This is a genomic window from Pseudomonas tremae, assembly GCF_001401155.1.
Taxonomy (GTDB): domain Bacteria; phylum Pseudomonadota; class Gammaproteobacteria; order Pseudomonadales; family Pseudomonadaceae; genus Aquipseudomonas; species Aquipseudomonas tremae.
Window position 1 is genome coordinate 204,558 of sequence record NZ_LJRO01000090.1, and the last position, 13,360, is coordinate 217,917.

The window sequence follows — 13,360 nt, forward strand, 5'->3', positions numbered from 1 at the left end:
TGACGCTCAATGGCAAGGAAAGGCAGCGCTGTGGCGGGTATCGTGGGCTGCGTTGTGTACCGCCGCGATGTGCGAGAAACCGGCGAAGTAGACCAGGCAGGCGCCGAGCAGCGCTGCGCTGATGGCAGCGGTCAGGTGTTGGGTCTGGGTGGAGCTGGTGGCAGCCGTCTGGCTGCTGCTGATGGTGCTGGACATGGGCGATCCCTCTTGAGTGTCGGCAAGTGGGCCATGCGCATACGAACCCGCTGGCGAGTGCCAGAGGTTTCGACTGCGCCCGCCCACCGCGGGTTTGTCATCGGAAAGAATGTCGGGCCGGTCTCCGGGCTTGCGAGGGGCTCGAACGGTTTTGCGTTCAAGCCTTCAAGGTCACCTTCCCATGCCGGGGCACAGTGGATCAGACCTTCTCTCGCTTACCGTTGCGGGGGCAGCACCGGACTTGCTCGACAGGTCGAACGCACCGGTTTCCCGTTTCACCCCGTGAGGGGCACCCGAAACAAGGCGCACAGGAGAGCATGGGCGGCGTGGGATCGTCAATCTGAACGATTGACCTGTCTGCGGCCACTGCGTAGCCTTGCCGGTTCGAGGTTCTTCATTGGTAAGCGTTACCACATGGAGCTAAGACGGGAATGCGGTACACGCCGCAGCTGCCCCCGCAACTGTAAACGGTCATGTTCATTGCACAGCCACTGCTGCGGCGGGAAGGCGCGATGAACGTGTGTCGGCAAGGTCTACAGCATCTGCCACACGCTGCCGTGAGCCAGGAGACCTGCCTCGAAACAGGCCCAGTGCCTGCGAATTCTCACTACAACCGGGCGGGGTGATCCGGTGGCGATCCGATCTGCATGCCATGCATGCGGTTCTCGTCCTGTTTGCCCGCCGCATTGCCAAAGGGCACCTGATGAAAACACTGGCCAAGCTTCCCGTCACCATCGTCACCGGCTTTCTAGGCTCGGGCAAGACCACGCTGTTGCGGCACATGCTCGACAACGCCGAAGGGCGGCGCATCGCGGTGATCGTCAACGAATTCGGCGAGTTGGGCATCGACGGTGAAATCCTCAAGCAATGCACCATCGGCTGCACCGAAGAAGAGGCCAGCGGCCGCGTATACGAGTTGGCCAACGGTTGCCTGTGCTGCACGGTTCAGGAAGAGTTTTTTCCGGTCATGCGCGAACTGGTTGCCCGCCGTGGCGATCTCGACCACATCCTGATCGAAACATCGGGCCTGGCATTGCCCAAGCCGCTGGTCCAGGCCTTCCAGTGGCCCGAAATCCGCAACGCCTGCACGGTCGATGCGGTAATCACAGTAGTCGACAGCCCGGCGGTTCTGGCCGGTACGTTCGCTGCATTCCCGGATCAAGTCGACGCACAGCGCAAACTGGACCCTAATCTGGACCACGAGTCGCCGCTGCACGAACTGTTTGCCGATCAACTGGCCAGCGCCGATCTGGTGATTCTCAACAAGGCCGACATGATTGATGCCGAAGGGCTGGCCGCAGTGCGCGCCGAAGTCGCCGAAGAGCTGCCGCCCGCCGTCAAGGTGGTCGAAGCCAGCAGTGGTCGTTTGCCGATCAGCGTTCTGCTGGGTGTCGGTGCCGAGTCCGAGCTGCACATCGACGGTCGCGAGACCCACCACGATCATCACGACGATGGCGACGAGGATGACCACGATCACGACGCGTTTGACTCGATCTCGCTGAAACTGCCGCAAGCCGATGAAAAGGTCCTGCTCGATGCGCTCAATCAGCTCGTTGTGCAGCACGGCATTTTGCGCGTTAAGGGCTTTGCCGCCATTCCGGGCAAGCCGATGCGTTTGCTTATCCAAGGCGTGGGCACGCGCTTCGACAAGCACTTCGACCGCGCCTGGCGCGCCGATGAAGAGCGTGCTACGCACTTGGTGCTGATCGGCCAGGAGCTGGACGCTGTTGCGCTGCAAACCCAGCTCAACGCTGCGATTGCCGGCTGACCCATGCATTTACTGAGAACCCAGCCCGGCGGTTTTGTACCGGACGACAGCATCGCCGACCTGGGGCAGACGCCAGCCGAGCTGGTGATTCTCTGCAGCGGCGATTCCAGCCTCGCCCTGCTGGCCGAAGCCGCCCGGCAACTCCCTGAGGATTACCCCAGCCTGCGTCTGGCCAACCCGATGCAGGTACAAAATCACGCGTCGGTCGACTTGTACGTTGACGAGGTCTTGCGCCACGCCAAAGTCATTCTGATTTCTCTCCACGGCGGTATCGGCTATTGGCGTTACGGCGTGGAACGACTGATGGAGCTGGCGGAGCGTGGCGTTGACGTCATTCTGGTGCCGGGCGATGACCGCCCTGACCCCGAGTTGAGCGACCTGAGCACAGTGCCTGCCACAGAGCGCGACCGGCTCTGGCAGTTTCTGCGTCAGGGCGGGCTGCAAAATGCGCTGGACCTGTATCGCTGCATGGCCAGTCAGTGGCTTGGTCGCGATTACCCTTGGGCCGAGCCGCAGCCATTGCCGCGCACGGCGGTCTATCATCCGCAACGGGCAACTGCCGGGTTGCATGACTGGCAGGCAGAATGGCGTGCGGACCGTCCTGTGGTCGCGCTGTTGTTCTACCGTTCGCACTTGCAGGCTGCCAACACCGGCTTTATTGATGAGTTCTGCACCCGCTTGCAGGCGCAGGGCATCAACCCTTTGCCGATTGCGGTCGCCAGCCTGAAGGAGCCCGGCTGTTTCGTTCAGGTGGAAAACTGGCTGGATGAGGCTGGGGTCGAACTGATCCTCAACACCACCGGCTTTGCGCAGTCGAGCCCGGAGTCGCCGCATTTGCGCCCGTTCCGACGCGACGTGCCGGTCATTCAGGCGATCTGTGCCCAGGACAACGAGCCTGCCTGGGAGGCCAGCGAGCAGGGGCTCGGCGCTCGTGACCTGGCGATGCACATTGCCTTGCCGGAACTGGACGGGCGCATCATCAGCCGACCGATCAGCTTCAAGGATCTGGCCTGGCGCAGCGAGCGCAGTCAGTCGGATGTGGTCTGTTACCGGGCCCAGCCTGATCGTATGGACTTTGTCGCCCAGTTGGCGCGGCGCTGGATCGAACTGGCGCGTCTGCCCAATGCCGACAAGCGTGTGGCGCTGATTCTCGCCAACTATCCGACCCGCGATGGGCGGATCGGCAACGGCGTCGGCCTCGACACGCCAGCAGCTGCGCTAAACATTCTGCGCGCCATGCAGGCCGAGGGCTATCCGCTGGAGCAGTTGCCGGAAAGCGGCACTGCGCTCATCCAGCAGCTACTCGGTGGCGTGACCAACGACCTGGACAGCATCGACCAGCGCCCTTGTCAGCAAAGCATGGCGCTGGATGAATACCTGGCGGCATTCAACGAACTGCCGCAGAGCAACCGCGACGCAGTGAACGCCCGCTGGGGTGCTCCGAATGCAGATCCGATGTTCCGCAGTGGCAGAATGATGATCGCCGGTCTGCGTTTCGGGATGACCTTCATCGGCATTCAGCCAGCACGCGGTTACCAGGTTGATCCCAGCGCGGTCTATCACGATCCGGATCTGGTTCCGCCGCACGGTTATCTGGCGTTCTACTTCTGGTTGCGCAAGGCTTACGGCGCGCATGCAGTGGTGCATGTTGGCAAACATGGCAATCTCGAATGGTTGCCCGGCAAGGGCGTCGGTTTGTCGCGAACCTGCTGGCCGGATGCGGTGCTGGGCGCGATGCCCAATATCTATCCATTCATCGTCAACGACCCAGGCGAGGGCGCACAGGCCAAGCGCCGTACCCAGGCGGTGATCATTGACCACCTGATGCCACCGCTGACCCGCGCCGAAACCTACGGCCCGTTGCGCAATCTGGAGCTGCTCGCTGACGAATTCTACGAGGCGCAGTTGCTTGATCCGCGGCGCGCTCGTGAGCTGCAACGCGACATTCTCGAACTGGTCCGTGAAACCCGCATTGATCGTGAACTGGCGCTGGACGAGTCCACTGACAGCGACGCCGATGCAGCAGTCTGGCTGCCACGTCTGGACACTTACCTGTGTGATCTGAAGGAATCGCAGATTCGCGATGGCCTGCATATTTTTGGTCAGTCGCCGGAAGGGCGTCTGCGTACCGACACCTTGCTGGCCCTGTTGCGTATTCCGCGTGGCGACGGGCGCGGAGCGCAATCCAGTCTGTTGCGGGCCTTGAGCAAGGCCTTCGGGTTGGAGTTCGACCCGCTCAATTGCGAGCTGGCCGCGCCGTGGACCGGCGCCCGTCCCCCTGAGTTGCTGGCCGTCAGCACAGACCCCTGGCGCAGTGCGGGTGATGCCCGCGAACGGCTTGAGCTGTACGCTGCTGCCATGATCGAGCGGGTCACGCAGGGCGAAGAACTGCACGACCTGCCGGTTCATGAGGACCTGGCGCTGATCATCGACAGCCTGCGTGAAGTGGTCGCGCCGCGGCTGGACGCCTGTGGCCCAGGCGAAATGCAGGGCATGCTCGACGCACTGAGCGGCCGCTTCGTTCCGGCGGGGCCTAGCGGCGCGCCCAGTCGCGGACGTCTGGACGTGCTGCCGACCGGGCGCAATTTCTTCAGCGTGGACGTGCGCAACCTGCCGACCACCACCGCCTGGCGCATTGGTTTTCAGTCGGCAAACCTGCTGCTGGAACGCCACCTCCAAGATCATGGCGATCACTTGCGCCAGTTGGGTCTGTCCGTCTGGGGCACGGCAACCATGCGCACCGGCGGCGACGACATTGCCCAGGCGATGGCCTTGATGGGCGTTCGCCCTGTGTGGGCGACCGGCAGTCAGCGGGTCGATGATTTCGAGATTCTGCCGATCAGCCTGCTGGATCGGCCGAGGGTGGATGTCACCTTGCGGGTATCCGGGTTCTTCCGCGACGCCTTCGCCAACCTCATCAAGCTGTTCGATGCCGCCGTTCAGGCTGTCGCAGCACTGGATGAGCCGGATGACATGAATCCGCTGGCGGCCAGAGTGCGCGAAGAACGCGAGAGTTTTGTGGCGCAAGGTCTCGACGAAGACGAAGCTGCACGCCAGGCTGGCTGGCGGATCTTCGGCGCCAAACCGGGTGCCTATGGCGCTGGTGTGCAGGGGGCCATTGATGGCCGCCTGTGGCAAAGCCGCGAAGACCTTGCCGAGGTTTACCTGAATTGGGGCGGTTACGCCTATGGCGCTGCAGATGAAGGCACCCCGGCCCGGCAGCGTTTCGCTGAGCGCCTGTCTAAGGTGCAGGCAGTCTTGCAGAACCAGGACAACCGCGAGCACGACCTGCTCGATTCGAACGATTATTACCAGTTTCAGGGTGGCATGCTTGCAGCGTCAGAAAGCCTCAGCGGGCAGAAGACTGCCAGCTATCATGGCGATCACAGCCAGCCTGATCTGCCGAAAATCCGCACCCTCAAGGAAGAGCTGAACCGGGTAATCCGTTCGCGTGCGGCAAACCCGAAATGGATCGAAGGGGTCAAGCGTCACGGCTACAAAGGCGCGTTCGAGATGGCTGCGACTGTGGACTTTCTGTTCGCCTTCGACGCGACTACCGAACTGATCGACGATCATCAGTACGCGTTGCTGGCCGACGCCTATCTGCTTGATCCGGCGACCCGCGAATTTATCGCACAACATAACCCCGACGCCTTGCGCGACATGACCGAGCGCATGCTCGAGGCTCAGCAGCGCGGGCTCTGGCAGGAACCTGGCGAGTATCAGCAAGCGCTGGAAGACCTGTTGTTGGACATAGAAGAGAGTTGATGACCGTGCCCGATTCAAGCCGTAGCGACACTCCGCATTTTCCGCTGGCCGCAGTGGTCGGGGCAGATGATCTGAAACTGGCACTGTGCCTGACCGCCATTGACCCCCGCATTGGCGGTGTATTGATCGAGGGGCCGCGTGGCATGGCCAAGTCGACACTGGCGCGTGGTTTGGCTGATTTGCTGGCCAGCGGTCAGTTCGTCACTTTGCCGCTGGGCGCGACTGAAGAACGGCTGGTCGGCACGCTGGACCTGGACGCCGCGCTGGCCGAGGGTCGTGCGCGTTTCTCGCCGGGCGTGCTGGCAAAGGCAGATGGCGGTGTGCTGTATGTCGATGAGGTCAACCTGCTCGCCGATCACCTGGTCGATCTGCTGCTGGACGTTGCCGCCAGCGGTGTCAATCTGGTCGAGCGTGACGGGATCTCCCACCGGCATGCTGCGCGTTTTGTGCTGATCGGCACCATGAACCCGGAAGAAGGCGAACTGCGTCCGCAATTGCTGGATCGCTTTGGCCTGAACGTGGCGCTGAGTGGTCAGACACAACCTGTCGAGCGCAGCCAGATCATCCGACGCCGTCTGGATTTCGATGCCGATCCGGCGGTTTTTTGTCAGCATTGGCAAGCACAGCAGGACGCCTTGAAGCTTCGTTGCGAGCAGGCGCGTTCGCTGTTGCCCGGCATCGAGCTGGACGATCAGTCGTTGGTCGCGATCACCGAGCGCTGTTTTGCTGCCGGTGTGGACGGTATGCGCGCTGATCTGGTCTGGCTGCGGGCTGCACGAGCCCATGCTGCATGGCGTGGGGTGGGGCAGATCGAAGAGCAGGACATCGAAGCTGTCGCTGAATTTGCCTTGCGTCACAGACGTCGCGAACCGACTCCGCCGCCGCAGAATCAGGAAGCGCCGCCGCCACCCGAATCGTCGCCTAAGTCAGACAAACCCGAAAGCGGGCAGGGCAGCTGGGGTGAGTTGCCGGCTCAGGCAGTGGTCACCGGGTCACGCCGTGAAGTGCCGAGCTGGCCAAAAAAGCCGTAGGCATCCGCCCCCGTATTACTCAGGGGGCGGATGCCATCCCCCGTCCCGGTCGATTGGCCTCCGGCAGGCAAGGAGCCATTCGCGCAGGTGCCGAGGGCCTGGTGCAATGGCTGCCCACCTTATTGAGGGGGCGACCGAAGAGCCGCAAGGATCTAGTCCGCCAACCACGTAGCGCTCGCCCGAGTGAGTTGCTGCTGGTGATTGTCGATGCGTCGGCTTCGACGCGGCGTCATCAGGCTCTTAGTCAAGCCAAGGGCCTGCTTTCTCAGGTATTCGATGACGCCTATCGACGCCGTGCGCGGCTTGCGTTGCTGACGGCCAGCGGCGCTGTGCCGCGCTGGCAGCATCAGGGCCTCAAGGCTTCAGCAGCATTGGTTCCATGGCTTGACGGGCTGGGCGCGGGGGGCGGCACGCCACTGACGGCCGCGCTGGAACAGGCCAGAGCATGGCTGGAGCAACGCCAGAAGCGCTACCCCGCCGAACAGCATCGGGTGCTGGTGATGACCGACGGCAGGATCAAGCAACTGCCTGTGTTGTCGGCATTTACCTGTGCCAGTCTGCTTATCGATATAGAGAAGGGTCCGATCCGCCTTGGAAGGGCCAGAGAGCTGGCATCAAGCCTGGGCGCGGAATATCGCCATATCGACGAGCTGAAAGAGGTTTGAGGCGCGGCGCCTTATTCACTCTCGTGCCCGAACAGAGCATTGGCGCGGGAGTGAATCGGCTTCAGGTATCGCGATTGGCGCAAGGCGCAATCAGGCAGGCATGGTCCACGGCTTGAGGTCGTAGCCTTCGCTGCTGATTTCTGCGCGGGCCTGTTCCAGCGCACTGGCCAGTTGCCGCTTGTCTGAGTAGGTGCTGCTCGGGATCTGCTTGCGACCGATGCGATTGCTGGTGCGGTCAATCACCGTCAGGCTCAGCTCGCCGTTACCGTCCTGTGGTGCCCAGGCAACACACTGGAAGGGTTCAAAAGCGTGTCCAGCGATCAGAAGTGCATCGTTGAAGCGCAGTGGGGCGTTCATGGTCAAATCCTCAAGTGCCCGTATCAATTCAGTCTCGGCGGCGGGCTGACCGTCCGGCTGGTTACTTGTGTTGATGAACAACAGGGGGGCGTGAGTCACACTGTTGAAAAGAAATTTTCTGTTTTTTTCAAACGCGGCTTAAAAAACAGCCCTGAATCGGCCGCTAATGAACCGAAAGGCACTTAATGACACCTGCCGAAGCTTGTTAGACGTAATCGGTACAAGGCTGCGTCAAATAGTTGCTAGGGTGGTAGTTGGGCTCGCCAACATGCTGTTTATAAGAAGTTTTTAATAATCCAACTCGACGCCGGGCGCCAAGGACTCTTCATGCATCTATCGGCCCCACCGCGACGTCTGTTAATAATCGACGCCAATGACGACTTTCACCAACTGACGCAGGCACTCGACGAGACCGGATGGACGGTACAGCGGGGTACGCTTGATTCAGCGCGTGATGCTGGCTACGACGTCGGCCTGATCCATTTGACGTCTGATCATTTCGAGCATCCGGAGCAGATTGAAGGACTGCTCTCGGGCACTCGTAAGCAGTGGATTGCGCTATTGGCGCCCGATGACCTGCGGCATGAACAGAGCAGCGAGTTCGTCTGCAAGCGCTTTTTTGACGTTCACTCCCTGCCATTTGACATGGGTCGGATGCAGATCAGTCTGGATAGAGCCTTCGCGGCAGGCTGTGTGCCTGCATCAGGCACACCACCGGCGCCTGCTGCCGAGCCGGAAATGCTAGGTGAAAGTCGCCCGCTTCGTGCCCTGCGCAGGCTGCTGAGCAAGTTGGCGCCCACCGACTCGCCGGTGTTGATTCGTGGTGAGCGCGGAACGGGCAAGAAGCTGATTGCGCGCAGCCTGCACGCCCAGTCCCAGCGGCACAGTAAACCTTTCGTGGTGGTTGATTGCGGCTCGGCGCCCGAGCACTCGATCCACGCCGAGCTGTTCGGCTATGAAAAGGGCGCGTTTGAAGGGGCTCTGGAACGCAGCGCAGGACAGATCGAGGCGGCGCACGGAGGCACGCTGCTGCTTGATGAAGTCGGCGATCTGCCACTTGAAGCTCAGGCGCATCTGGTGCGATTTCTCGAAGAGCGGCAGGTTCAGCGTCTGGGCGGCATTGAGTCGACTGCAGTGGATATCCGGGTGCTGGCCACGACCCGTGAGGACCTTGAGGCGGCGGTGGGCAAGAAACGCTTTCGCGAGGATCTGTATTACCAGCTCAATGTGCTGCAGGTAGGGACCGCGCCATTGCGCGAACGTCATGGCGATCTGGCGCTGCTGGCCAACCACTTCGTTCACCGGCACAGCGTCGAAACGGGCAGAAAAGCGCGCAGTTTCAGCCAGGACGCTTTGGTCGCACTGGGCAAGCACGACTGGCCTGGCAACGTGAGCGAACTTGTCAGCCGGGTACGGCGGGGGCTGATGCTGGCGCAAGGGCGGCAGATCGAGGCGGCGAATCTTGGCTTGCAGGGCGAAGAAGAGAATGCCGGCAGCATGGACACACTGGACGAATACAAGTCCCGCGCCGAGCGTCAGGCATTGTGTGAGGTGCTGACGCGTCACAGCCACAACATGAGCGCGGCGGCCAAGGTTCTGGGCATTTCGCGGCCGACCTTCTACCGGTTGCTACACAAGCACCAGATCCGCTGACCTGTCCAGCAGACGCATCACCGCCGCCATCGCCAGCTCGTGGCGTTGCGGCCAGCCACCCCCTAGCACCTCATATGCCTGCCCATGACTGTCAAGCCAGTCTCGACTGGCCTCGAAAAAGGCCTGGCGTTCATCTAACTGCGGCTGACAGCGCTGGCCGTCGCTGATCCATTCCACCCCTTCTGGCGACAACAGCAGATGCAGGTCGTAGCGCCTGCTCAGCAGTTGTTGTTCGATCCACGCCGGGCAGTCACCGAACAACGCCCGACTCCAGAGCACATTGCTCAGCAAGTGGGTATCGAGAATCAGCAGTTCGGGCTCGCTGGCGCGTGCCGCGTCTTCCCAGGCCAATTGGCCATGTGCGATGGCCGGGATATCTCCATAAACAGTGTCACGCCCCTGCTGATCGATAAAGTGGCGGACGTATTCGCCCACCAGCACTCCGCCAAAACGACGTTGTATTTCGGCTGATAGCCAGCTCTTGCCGCTGGATTCCGGGCCGGCCAGCACCAGGACTTTCATCGTGCCAGCGCCAGATCGTTGCGCCATTCGCGCCAGCCCTGTACGGCCAAGAGGGTGAAAAGCCCGTAGAGCGCAGCCGTCAGGTAAAGCCCCTTGTAGATAAACAGGCCTACGAAAATCACGTCCAGCAGAATCCACAGCGGCCAGCACTGGACACGCTTTTGCGCCATCCAGACCTGCGCCACCAGGCTGAAACCCGTCAATGCAGCGTCCAGCCACGGCTGAGCGGCATCGGTGAAATGCGCCATGCCCGCGCCCAGCGCAACGCTGATAATTGCGCCAACAACCAGACCTTTTATCAGCGGGCCGCTCTGCAACACTGTGACGGCCCGACCTGGCAGACCATTGCCATGTCGGGTCCATTGCACCCAGCCATACACCTGCAGGCCGGCATAAATCACTTGCAGCAGCATGTCGGAATAGAGCTTAACGTCGAAGAAAATCCAGATATAGATGACCACCATCACCAGCCCGATTGGCCAGCACCAGGGATTCTGCTTCACTGTCAGCCACACTGCGATAACGCCGATGGCGGCAGCGAAGAGTTCAAGCCCGGACATGGCGGCTCCTTGATGAGGTTTGTTAAGCGGCAGGGGCGGCGATTGTATGCGCTTCTGCGCGCGGCGTGGAGCTTGTGTTGAACAGGTGCGAAGCTGGCAGGCGTTGTGCGTGCAGGTCTGCTAGCATTCCGCGCCTTGCAGGGCCTTGCCGATGAATTCAGGCCTGCTGCAGGTTCAAGCTACGTTCAGGCTTGTCGCGGCATAGTGGCAACCATTTTTTACACAACAACACTAAACAGCGAGCCTGCGGCATCGCTTCATGGGGGAATGATGGATCTTTGGACCGCTGCTCAGGCGTTGATATTGGGTGTCGTAGAGGGTTTGACGGAGTTTTTGCCGATCTCCAGTACCGGGCATCAGATCATCGTTGCCGATCTGATCGACTTTGGCGGCGAGCGTGCCATGGCCTTCAACATCATTATTCAACTGGGTGCCATCCTCGCGGTGGTCTGGGAATTTCGCCGCAAGATTCTCGACGTGGTGGTGGGTTTGCCCAAGCAGCAGCAGGCCCAGCGTTTCACCCTGAACCTGCTAATCGCTTTCATGCCCGCTGTCGTGCTGGGGGTTATTTTTGCCGACACTATCCACCACTACCTGTTCAACGCGATAACTGTCGCAACCGCACTGGTTGTCGGTGGCGTGATCATGCTGTGGGCCGAGCGACGTGTGCACACGGTGCGTACCGAAACCGTCGATGACATGACGTGGACCGATGCCCTGAAAGTGGGGCTGGTGCAGTGTCTGGCGATGATTCCGGGCACATCGCGCTCGGGCTCGACCATCATCGGTGGTCTGTTGTTCGGCCTGTCACGCAAGGCGGCGACCGAGTTTTCTTTCTTCCTGGCCATGCCGACCATGGTCGGTGCTGCGGTCTACTCGGGTTACAAGTACCGTGACATGTTTCGGCCGGACGACTTTGCGGTCTTTGCCATCGGCTTCATCACATCCTTTGTCTTTGCAATGATCGCTGTTCGCGCGCTGCTCAAGTTCATCGCCACCCACAGCTATGCAGTGTTTGCCTGGTATCGGATCGCCTTCGGTTTGCTGATTCTGGCGACCTGGCAGTTCGGCTGGATTGACTGGGCGTCGGCAAAAGCATGACCGCCCAGCGCCGGCCTGCGGCACCTGCCGATCGGGGCAGGGCGCCTGTGCGGGGAGTACGCCTCAAGCTTTGTGTGTTCGTGCTGTTGTGCGCAATGCCGGTCTACGGTTTGGCGTCTCTGTGGATCACGCAGGGCACCATGATCCCGGCTATAGTGCTGGTGGTCATGAGCTTGCTGGCCTTCGTGCTGTACCGCAGCGACAAGCGCCAGGCTGGTAGCGGCGGCCAGCGCACCCCGGAAAACGTCCTGCACACGGTCGAGCTTCTGGGTGGCTGGCCAGGGGCGCTGTTGGCGCAGCAGATGTTTCGTCACAAGACCCGCAAGGTGCCTTTTCAGGTGGTCTTCTGGCTGATCGTGCTGGCGCATCAAGCGTTCTGGATCGACTGGCTGTTTCTGGGCAAGCGGCTTTTGCAGGCAGTACCGTGGTCTTTATAGCTTCAGACCGATCTGTTTCAGTTTCGGCAATTTGCCCACCACCAGTTGGTGCGAGCGGGTCAGCAAGTCGTGTATCTCGGTTTCGTCCAGGGCGTGCAGGTCCGTCACGCTGACCCAGTAAGCTCGCGCCAGATAAGGCGCAGGCCTGATACCCGGCCTGTCCACGTAGCCCAGAAACAACTCCGGGTGAACCTTGAAGGCAAGGTCCTGATCGGTGAGGTCCATGACCGCGAACATCTTTTTCTCCGCGACGGAAAACACCCGCACGCCGCCCCATTTGTAATCTTCCCGCGCGCCCGGCAGGCCAAGGCAAAATCTGGCAATGTCTTCTTTGTGCATGTATTGACCTCTCGTACCACACGTCGCGCGGTAAGCTGTTCGATAGCCGCACGAATATTCGATCCGCAGATTGTATGCTGCAGCAACACTCATTAGTGTGCTCGTTTTGCCTTGTGTGGAGCCTCGTATGCCTGTTGTGCAACTTGCCGATGGTGAACTGAATTATCTGCTGGAAGGCCCGGCCAGCGCGCCGGTGCTGGTGTTTTCCAATTCGCTGGGCACCAACCTGCATATGTGGGACAACCAGGTTGCAGCCTTCGCAGGGCACTTCCGGGTGCTGCGCTACGACACTCGCGGTCATGGTCAATCTCTGGTCACCGGTGGTAGTTACACTATCGAGCAGAACGGGCGTGACGTGGTCGCACTGCTTGATGCGCTGCAGATCGAAAAAGCCTTCTTCTGCGGGTTGTCGATGGGTGGGCTGATCGGTCAATGGTTGGCTATCAATGCGCCGCAACGCTTGCACAGGGTTGTGTTGTGCAATACCGCGGCGAAAATCGGTAATCCGGATACCTGGAATCCGCGTATCGAAACAGTGTTGCGCGAGGGGCAGGCGGCGATGGTGGCGTTACGTGATGCCTCTATTGCGCGCTGGTTCACGCCAGCGTTCGCAGACGCCGAGCCTGCCAGGGTCGAGGCTGTGGTCGGCATGTTGGCGAGTACTTCTCCGCAAGGCTACGCGGCCAATTGTGCCGCCGTACGCGACGCAGACTTTCGCGAGCAACTGGCGACCATCAAGCTGCCCGTCCTGGTGGTCTGCGGCACTGGAGATGCAGTAACGACGCCTGCCGACGGGCGTTTCATGGTCGAGCGCATCAAGGGCTCGCGCATGATCGAGCTGCACGCGGCGCATTTGTCCAGCGTCGAATCCAGCGAGGCTTTTGCCGCTGCAGTCCTGGCTTTTCTGACCGAGCGGTAACCCGCGTTCCCGGCCGACCCTGTCTTGAGGGGCATGCCGTAGCGC

At 61.0% G+C, this 13,360-nt stretch carries 13 protein-coding genes and 2 riboswitches; of the genes, 8 read left to right on the forward strand and 5 right to left on the reverse strand.

Annotated elements, in window-relative coordinates; all coding sequences use genetic code 11:
• Positions 1 to 6: 6 nt before the first annotated feature.
• Complete coding sequence (locus tag ALO43_RS07495) at positions 7 to 195, reverse strand: CbtB domain-containing protein (protein WP_053932705.1); 189 nt, start codon at positions 193 to 195, stop codon at positions 7 to 9.
• 98 nt (positions 196 to 293) lie between these two features.
• A riboswitch (cobalamin riboswitch) is annotated at positions 294 to 507 on the reverse strand.
• Positions 508 to 565: 58 nt separating this feature from the next.
• Positions 566 to 788, forward strand: a riboswitch (cobalamin riboswitch).
• Positions 789 to 898: 110 nt separating this feature from the next.
• Between ALO43_RS07495 and cobW the strand changes: the two genes are divergently transcribed.
• The 4 genes from cobW to ALO43_RS07515 are packed head-to-tail and all read left to right on the forward strand — an operon-like array spanning position 899 to position 7,427.
• A complete protein-coding gene (cobW, locus tag ALO43_RS07500; protein WP_054997356.1) occupies positions 899 to 1,963 on the forward strand; it encodes a cobalamin biosynthesis protein CobW in 1,065 nt (354 codons plus the stop codon).
• Positions 1,964 to 1,966: 3 nt separating this feature from the next.
• The gene (cobN, locus tag ALO43_RS07505; protein ID WP_054997319.1) at positions 1,967 to 5,731 is read left to right on the forward strand and encodes a cobaltochelatase subunit CobN; all 3,765 of its coding nucleotides are present in this window, start codon (positions 1,967 to 1,969) and stop codon (positions 5,729 to 5,731) included.
• Positions 5,731 to 6,762: an ATP-binding protein gene (locus ALO43_RS07510; protein WP_024669368.1), complete on the forward strand. Its 1,032-nt coding sequence runs from the start codon at positions 5,731 to 5,733 to the stop codon at positions 6,760 to 6,762. The genes cobN and ALO43_RS07510 overlap by 1 nt, the downstream gene beginning before the upstream one ends.
• A gap of 53 nt (positions 6,763 to 6,815) precedes the next feature.
• Entirely contained in the window at positions 6,816 to 7,427 is a 612-nt protein-coding gene (locus ALO43_RS07515) for a vWA domain-containing protein (RefSeq protein ID WP_024669367.1), read from the forward strand.
• Between the two features lie 90 nt (positions 7,428 to 7,517).
• Here the strand turns inward: ALO43_RS07515 and ALO43_RS07520 are convergent, their stop codons facing one another.
• On the reverse strand, positions 7,518 to 7,784 hold the full coding sequence (locus tag ALO43_RS07520) for a hypothetical protein (RefSeq protein WP_005894108.1): 267 nt from the start codon (positions 7,782 to 7,784) through the stop codon (positions 7,518 to 7,520).
• Between the two features lie 327 nt (positions 7,785 to 8,111).
• Here ALO43_RS07520 and ALO43_RS07525 point away from each other — a divergent pair, with 327 nt between their 5' ends.
• The gene (locus tag ALO43_RS07525; protein WP_024669366.1) at positions 8,112 to 9,437 is read left to right on the forward strand and encodes a sigma-54-dependent transcriptional regulator; all 1,326 of its coding nucleotides are present in this window, start codon (positions 8,112 to 8,114) and stop codon (positions 9,435 to 9,437) included.
• Here ALO43_RS07525 and ALO43_RS07530 read toward each other — a convergent pair.
• Entirely contained in the window at positions 9,414 to 9,959 is a 546-nt protein-coding gene (locus ALO43_RS07530; RefSeq protein WP_024669365.1) for an AAA family ATPase, read from the reverse strand. The two genes, ALO43_RS07525 and ALO43_RS07530, sit on opposite strands and share 24 nt — an antisense overlap.
• Positions 9,956 to 10,519: a nicotinamide riboside transporter PnuC gene (gene pnuC, locus ALO43_RS07535; RefSeq protein ID WP_054997320.1), complete on the reverse strand. Its 564-nt coding sequence runs from the start codon at positions 10,517 to 10,519 to the stop codon at positions 9,956 to 9,958. Before pnuC ends, ALO43_RS07530 begins: the two co-directional genes overlap by 4 nt.
• 270 nt (positions 10,520 to 10,789) lie before the next feature.
• Between pnuC and ALO43_RS07540 the strand changes: the two genes are divergently transcribed.
• Both ALO43_RS07540 and ALO43_RS07545 read left to right on the forward strand, forming a co-directional pair.
• The gene (locus ALO43_RS07540; protein WP_005894112.1) at positions 10,790 to 11,620 is read left to right on the forward strand and encodes an undecaprenyl-diphosphate phosphatase; all 831 of its coding nucleotides are present in this window, start codon (positions 10,790 to 10,792) and stop codon (positions 11,618 to 11,620) included.
• Positions 11,617 to 12,057: a DUF1294 domain-containing protein gene (locus ALO43_RS07545; RefSeq protein ID WP_024691166.1), complete on the forward strand. Its 441-nt coding sequence runs from the start codon at positions 11,617 to 11,619 to the stop codon at positions 12,055 to 12,057. The genes ALO43_RS07540 and ALO43_RS07545 overlap by 4 nt, the downstream gene beginning before the upstream one ends.
• On the opposite strand, the gene ALO43_RS07550 is transcribed toward ALO43_RS07545, so the two are convergent.
• Positions 12,052 to 12,396: an MmcQ/YjbR family DNA-binding protein gene (locus ALO43_RS07550; protein WP_005894116.1), complete on the reverse strand. Its 345-nt coding sequence runs from the start codon at positions 12,394 to 12,396 to the stop codon at positions 12,052 to 12,054. The genes ALO43_RS07545 and ALO43_RS07550 overlap by 6 nt on opposite strands.
• Positions 12,397 to 12,523: 127 nt before the next feature.
• Here ALO43_RS07550 and pcaD point away from each other — a divergent pair, with 127 nt between their 5' ends.
• Positions 12,524 to 13,315, forward strand: coding sequence for a 3-oxoadipate enol-lactonase (pcaD, locus tag ALO43_RS07555; protein WP_005894117.1), 792 nt, complete (start codon positions 12,524 to 12,526; stop codon positions 13,313 to 13,315).
• Positions 13,316 to 13,360 lie beyond the last annotated feature (45 nt).

Excerpts from the sequence above, each read along its gene's own strand:
- ALO43_RS07495 (WP_053932705.1), bottom strand. The coding sequence starts at position 195 with ATGTCCAGCACCATCAGCAGCAGCCAGACGGCTGCCACCAGCTCCACC.
- cobW (WP_054997356.1), top strand. The coding sequence starts at position 899 with ATGAAAACACTGGCCAAGCTTCCCGTCACCATCGTCACCGGCTTTCTA.
- cobN (WP_054997319.1), top strand. The coding sequence starts at position 1,967 with ATGCATTTACTGAGAACCCAGCCCGGCGGTTTTGTACCGGACGACAGC.
- ALO43_RS07510 (WP_024669368.1), top strand. The coding sequence starts at position 5,731 with ATGACCGTGCCCGATTCAAGCCGTAGCGACACTCCGCATTTTCCGCTG.
- ALO43_RS07520 (WP_005894108.1), bottom strand. The coding sequence starts at position 7,784 with ATGAACGCCCCACTGCGCTTCAACGATGCACTTCTGATCGCTGGACAC.
- ALO43_RS07525 (WP_024669366.1), top strand. The coding sequence starts at position 8,112 with ATGCATCTATCGGCCCCACCGCGACGTCTGTTAATAATCGACGCCAAT.
- ALO43_RS07530 (WP_024669365.1), bottom strand. The coding sequence starts at position 9,959 with ATGAAAGTCCTGGTGCTGGCCGGCCCGGAATCCAGCGGCAAGAGCTGG.
- pnuC (WP_054997320.1), bottom strand. The coding sequence starts at position 10,519 with ATGTCCGGGCTTGAACTCTTCGCTGCCGCCATCGGCGTTATCGCAGTG.
- ALO43_RS07540 (WP_005894112.1), top strand. The coding sequence starts at position 10,790 with ATGGATCTTTGGACCGCTGCTCAGGCGTTGATATTGGGTGTCGTAGAG.
- ALO43_RS07545 (WP_024691166.1), top strand. The coding sequence starts at position 11,617 with ATGACCGCCCAGCGCCGGCCTGCGGCACCTGCCGATCGGGGCAGGGCG.
- ALO43_RS07550 (WP_005894116.1), bottom strand. The coding sequence starts at position 12,396 with ATGCACAAAGAAGACATTGCCAGATTTTGCCTTGGCCTGCCGGGCGCG.
- pcaD (WP_005894117.1), top strand. The coding sequence starts at position 12,524 with ATGCCTGTTGTGCAACTTGCCGATGGTGAACTGAATTATCTGCTGGAA.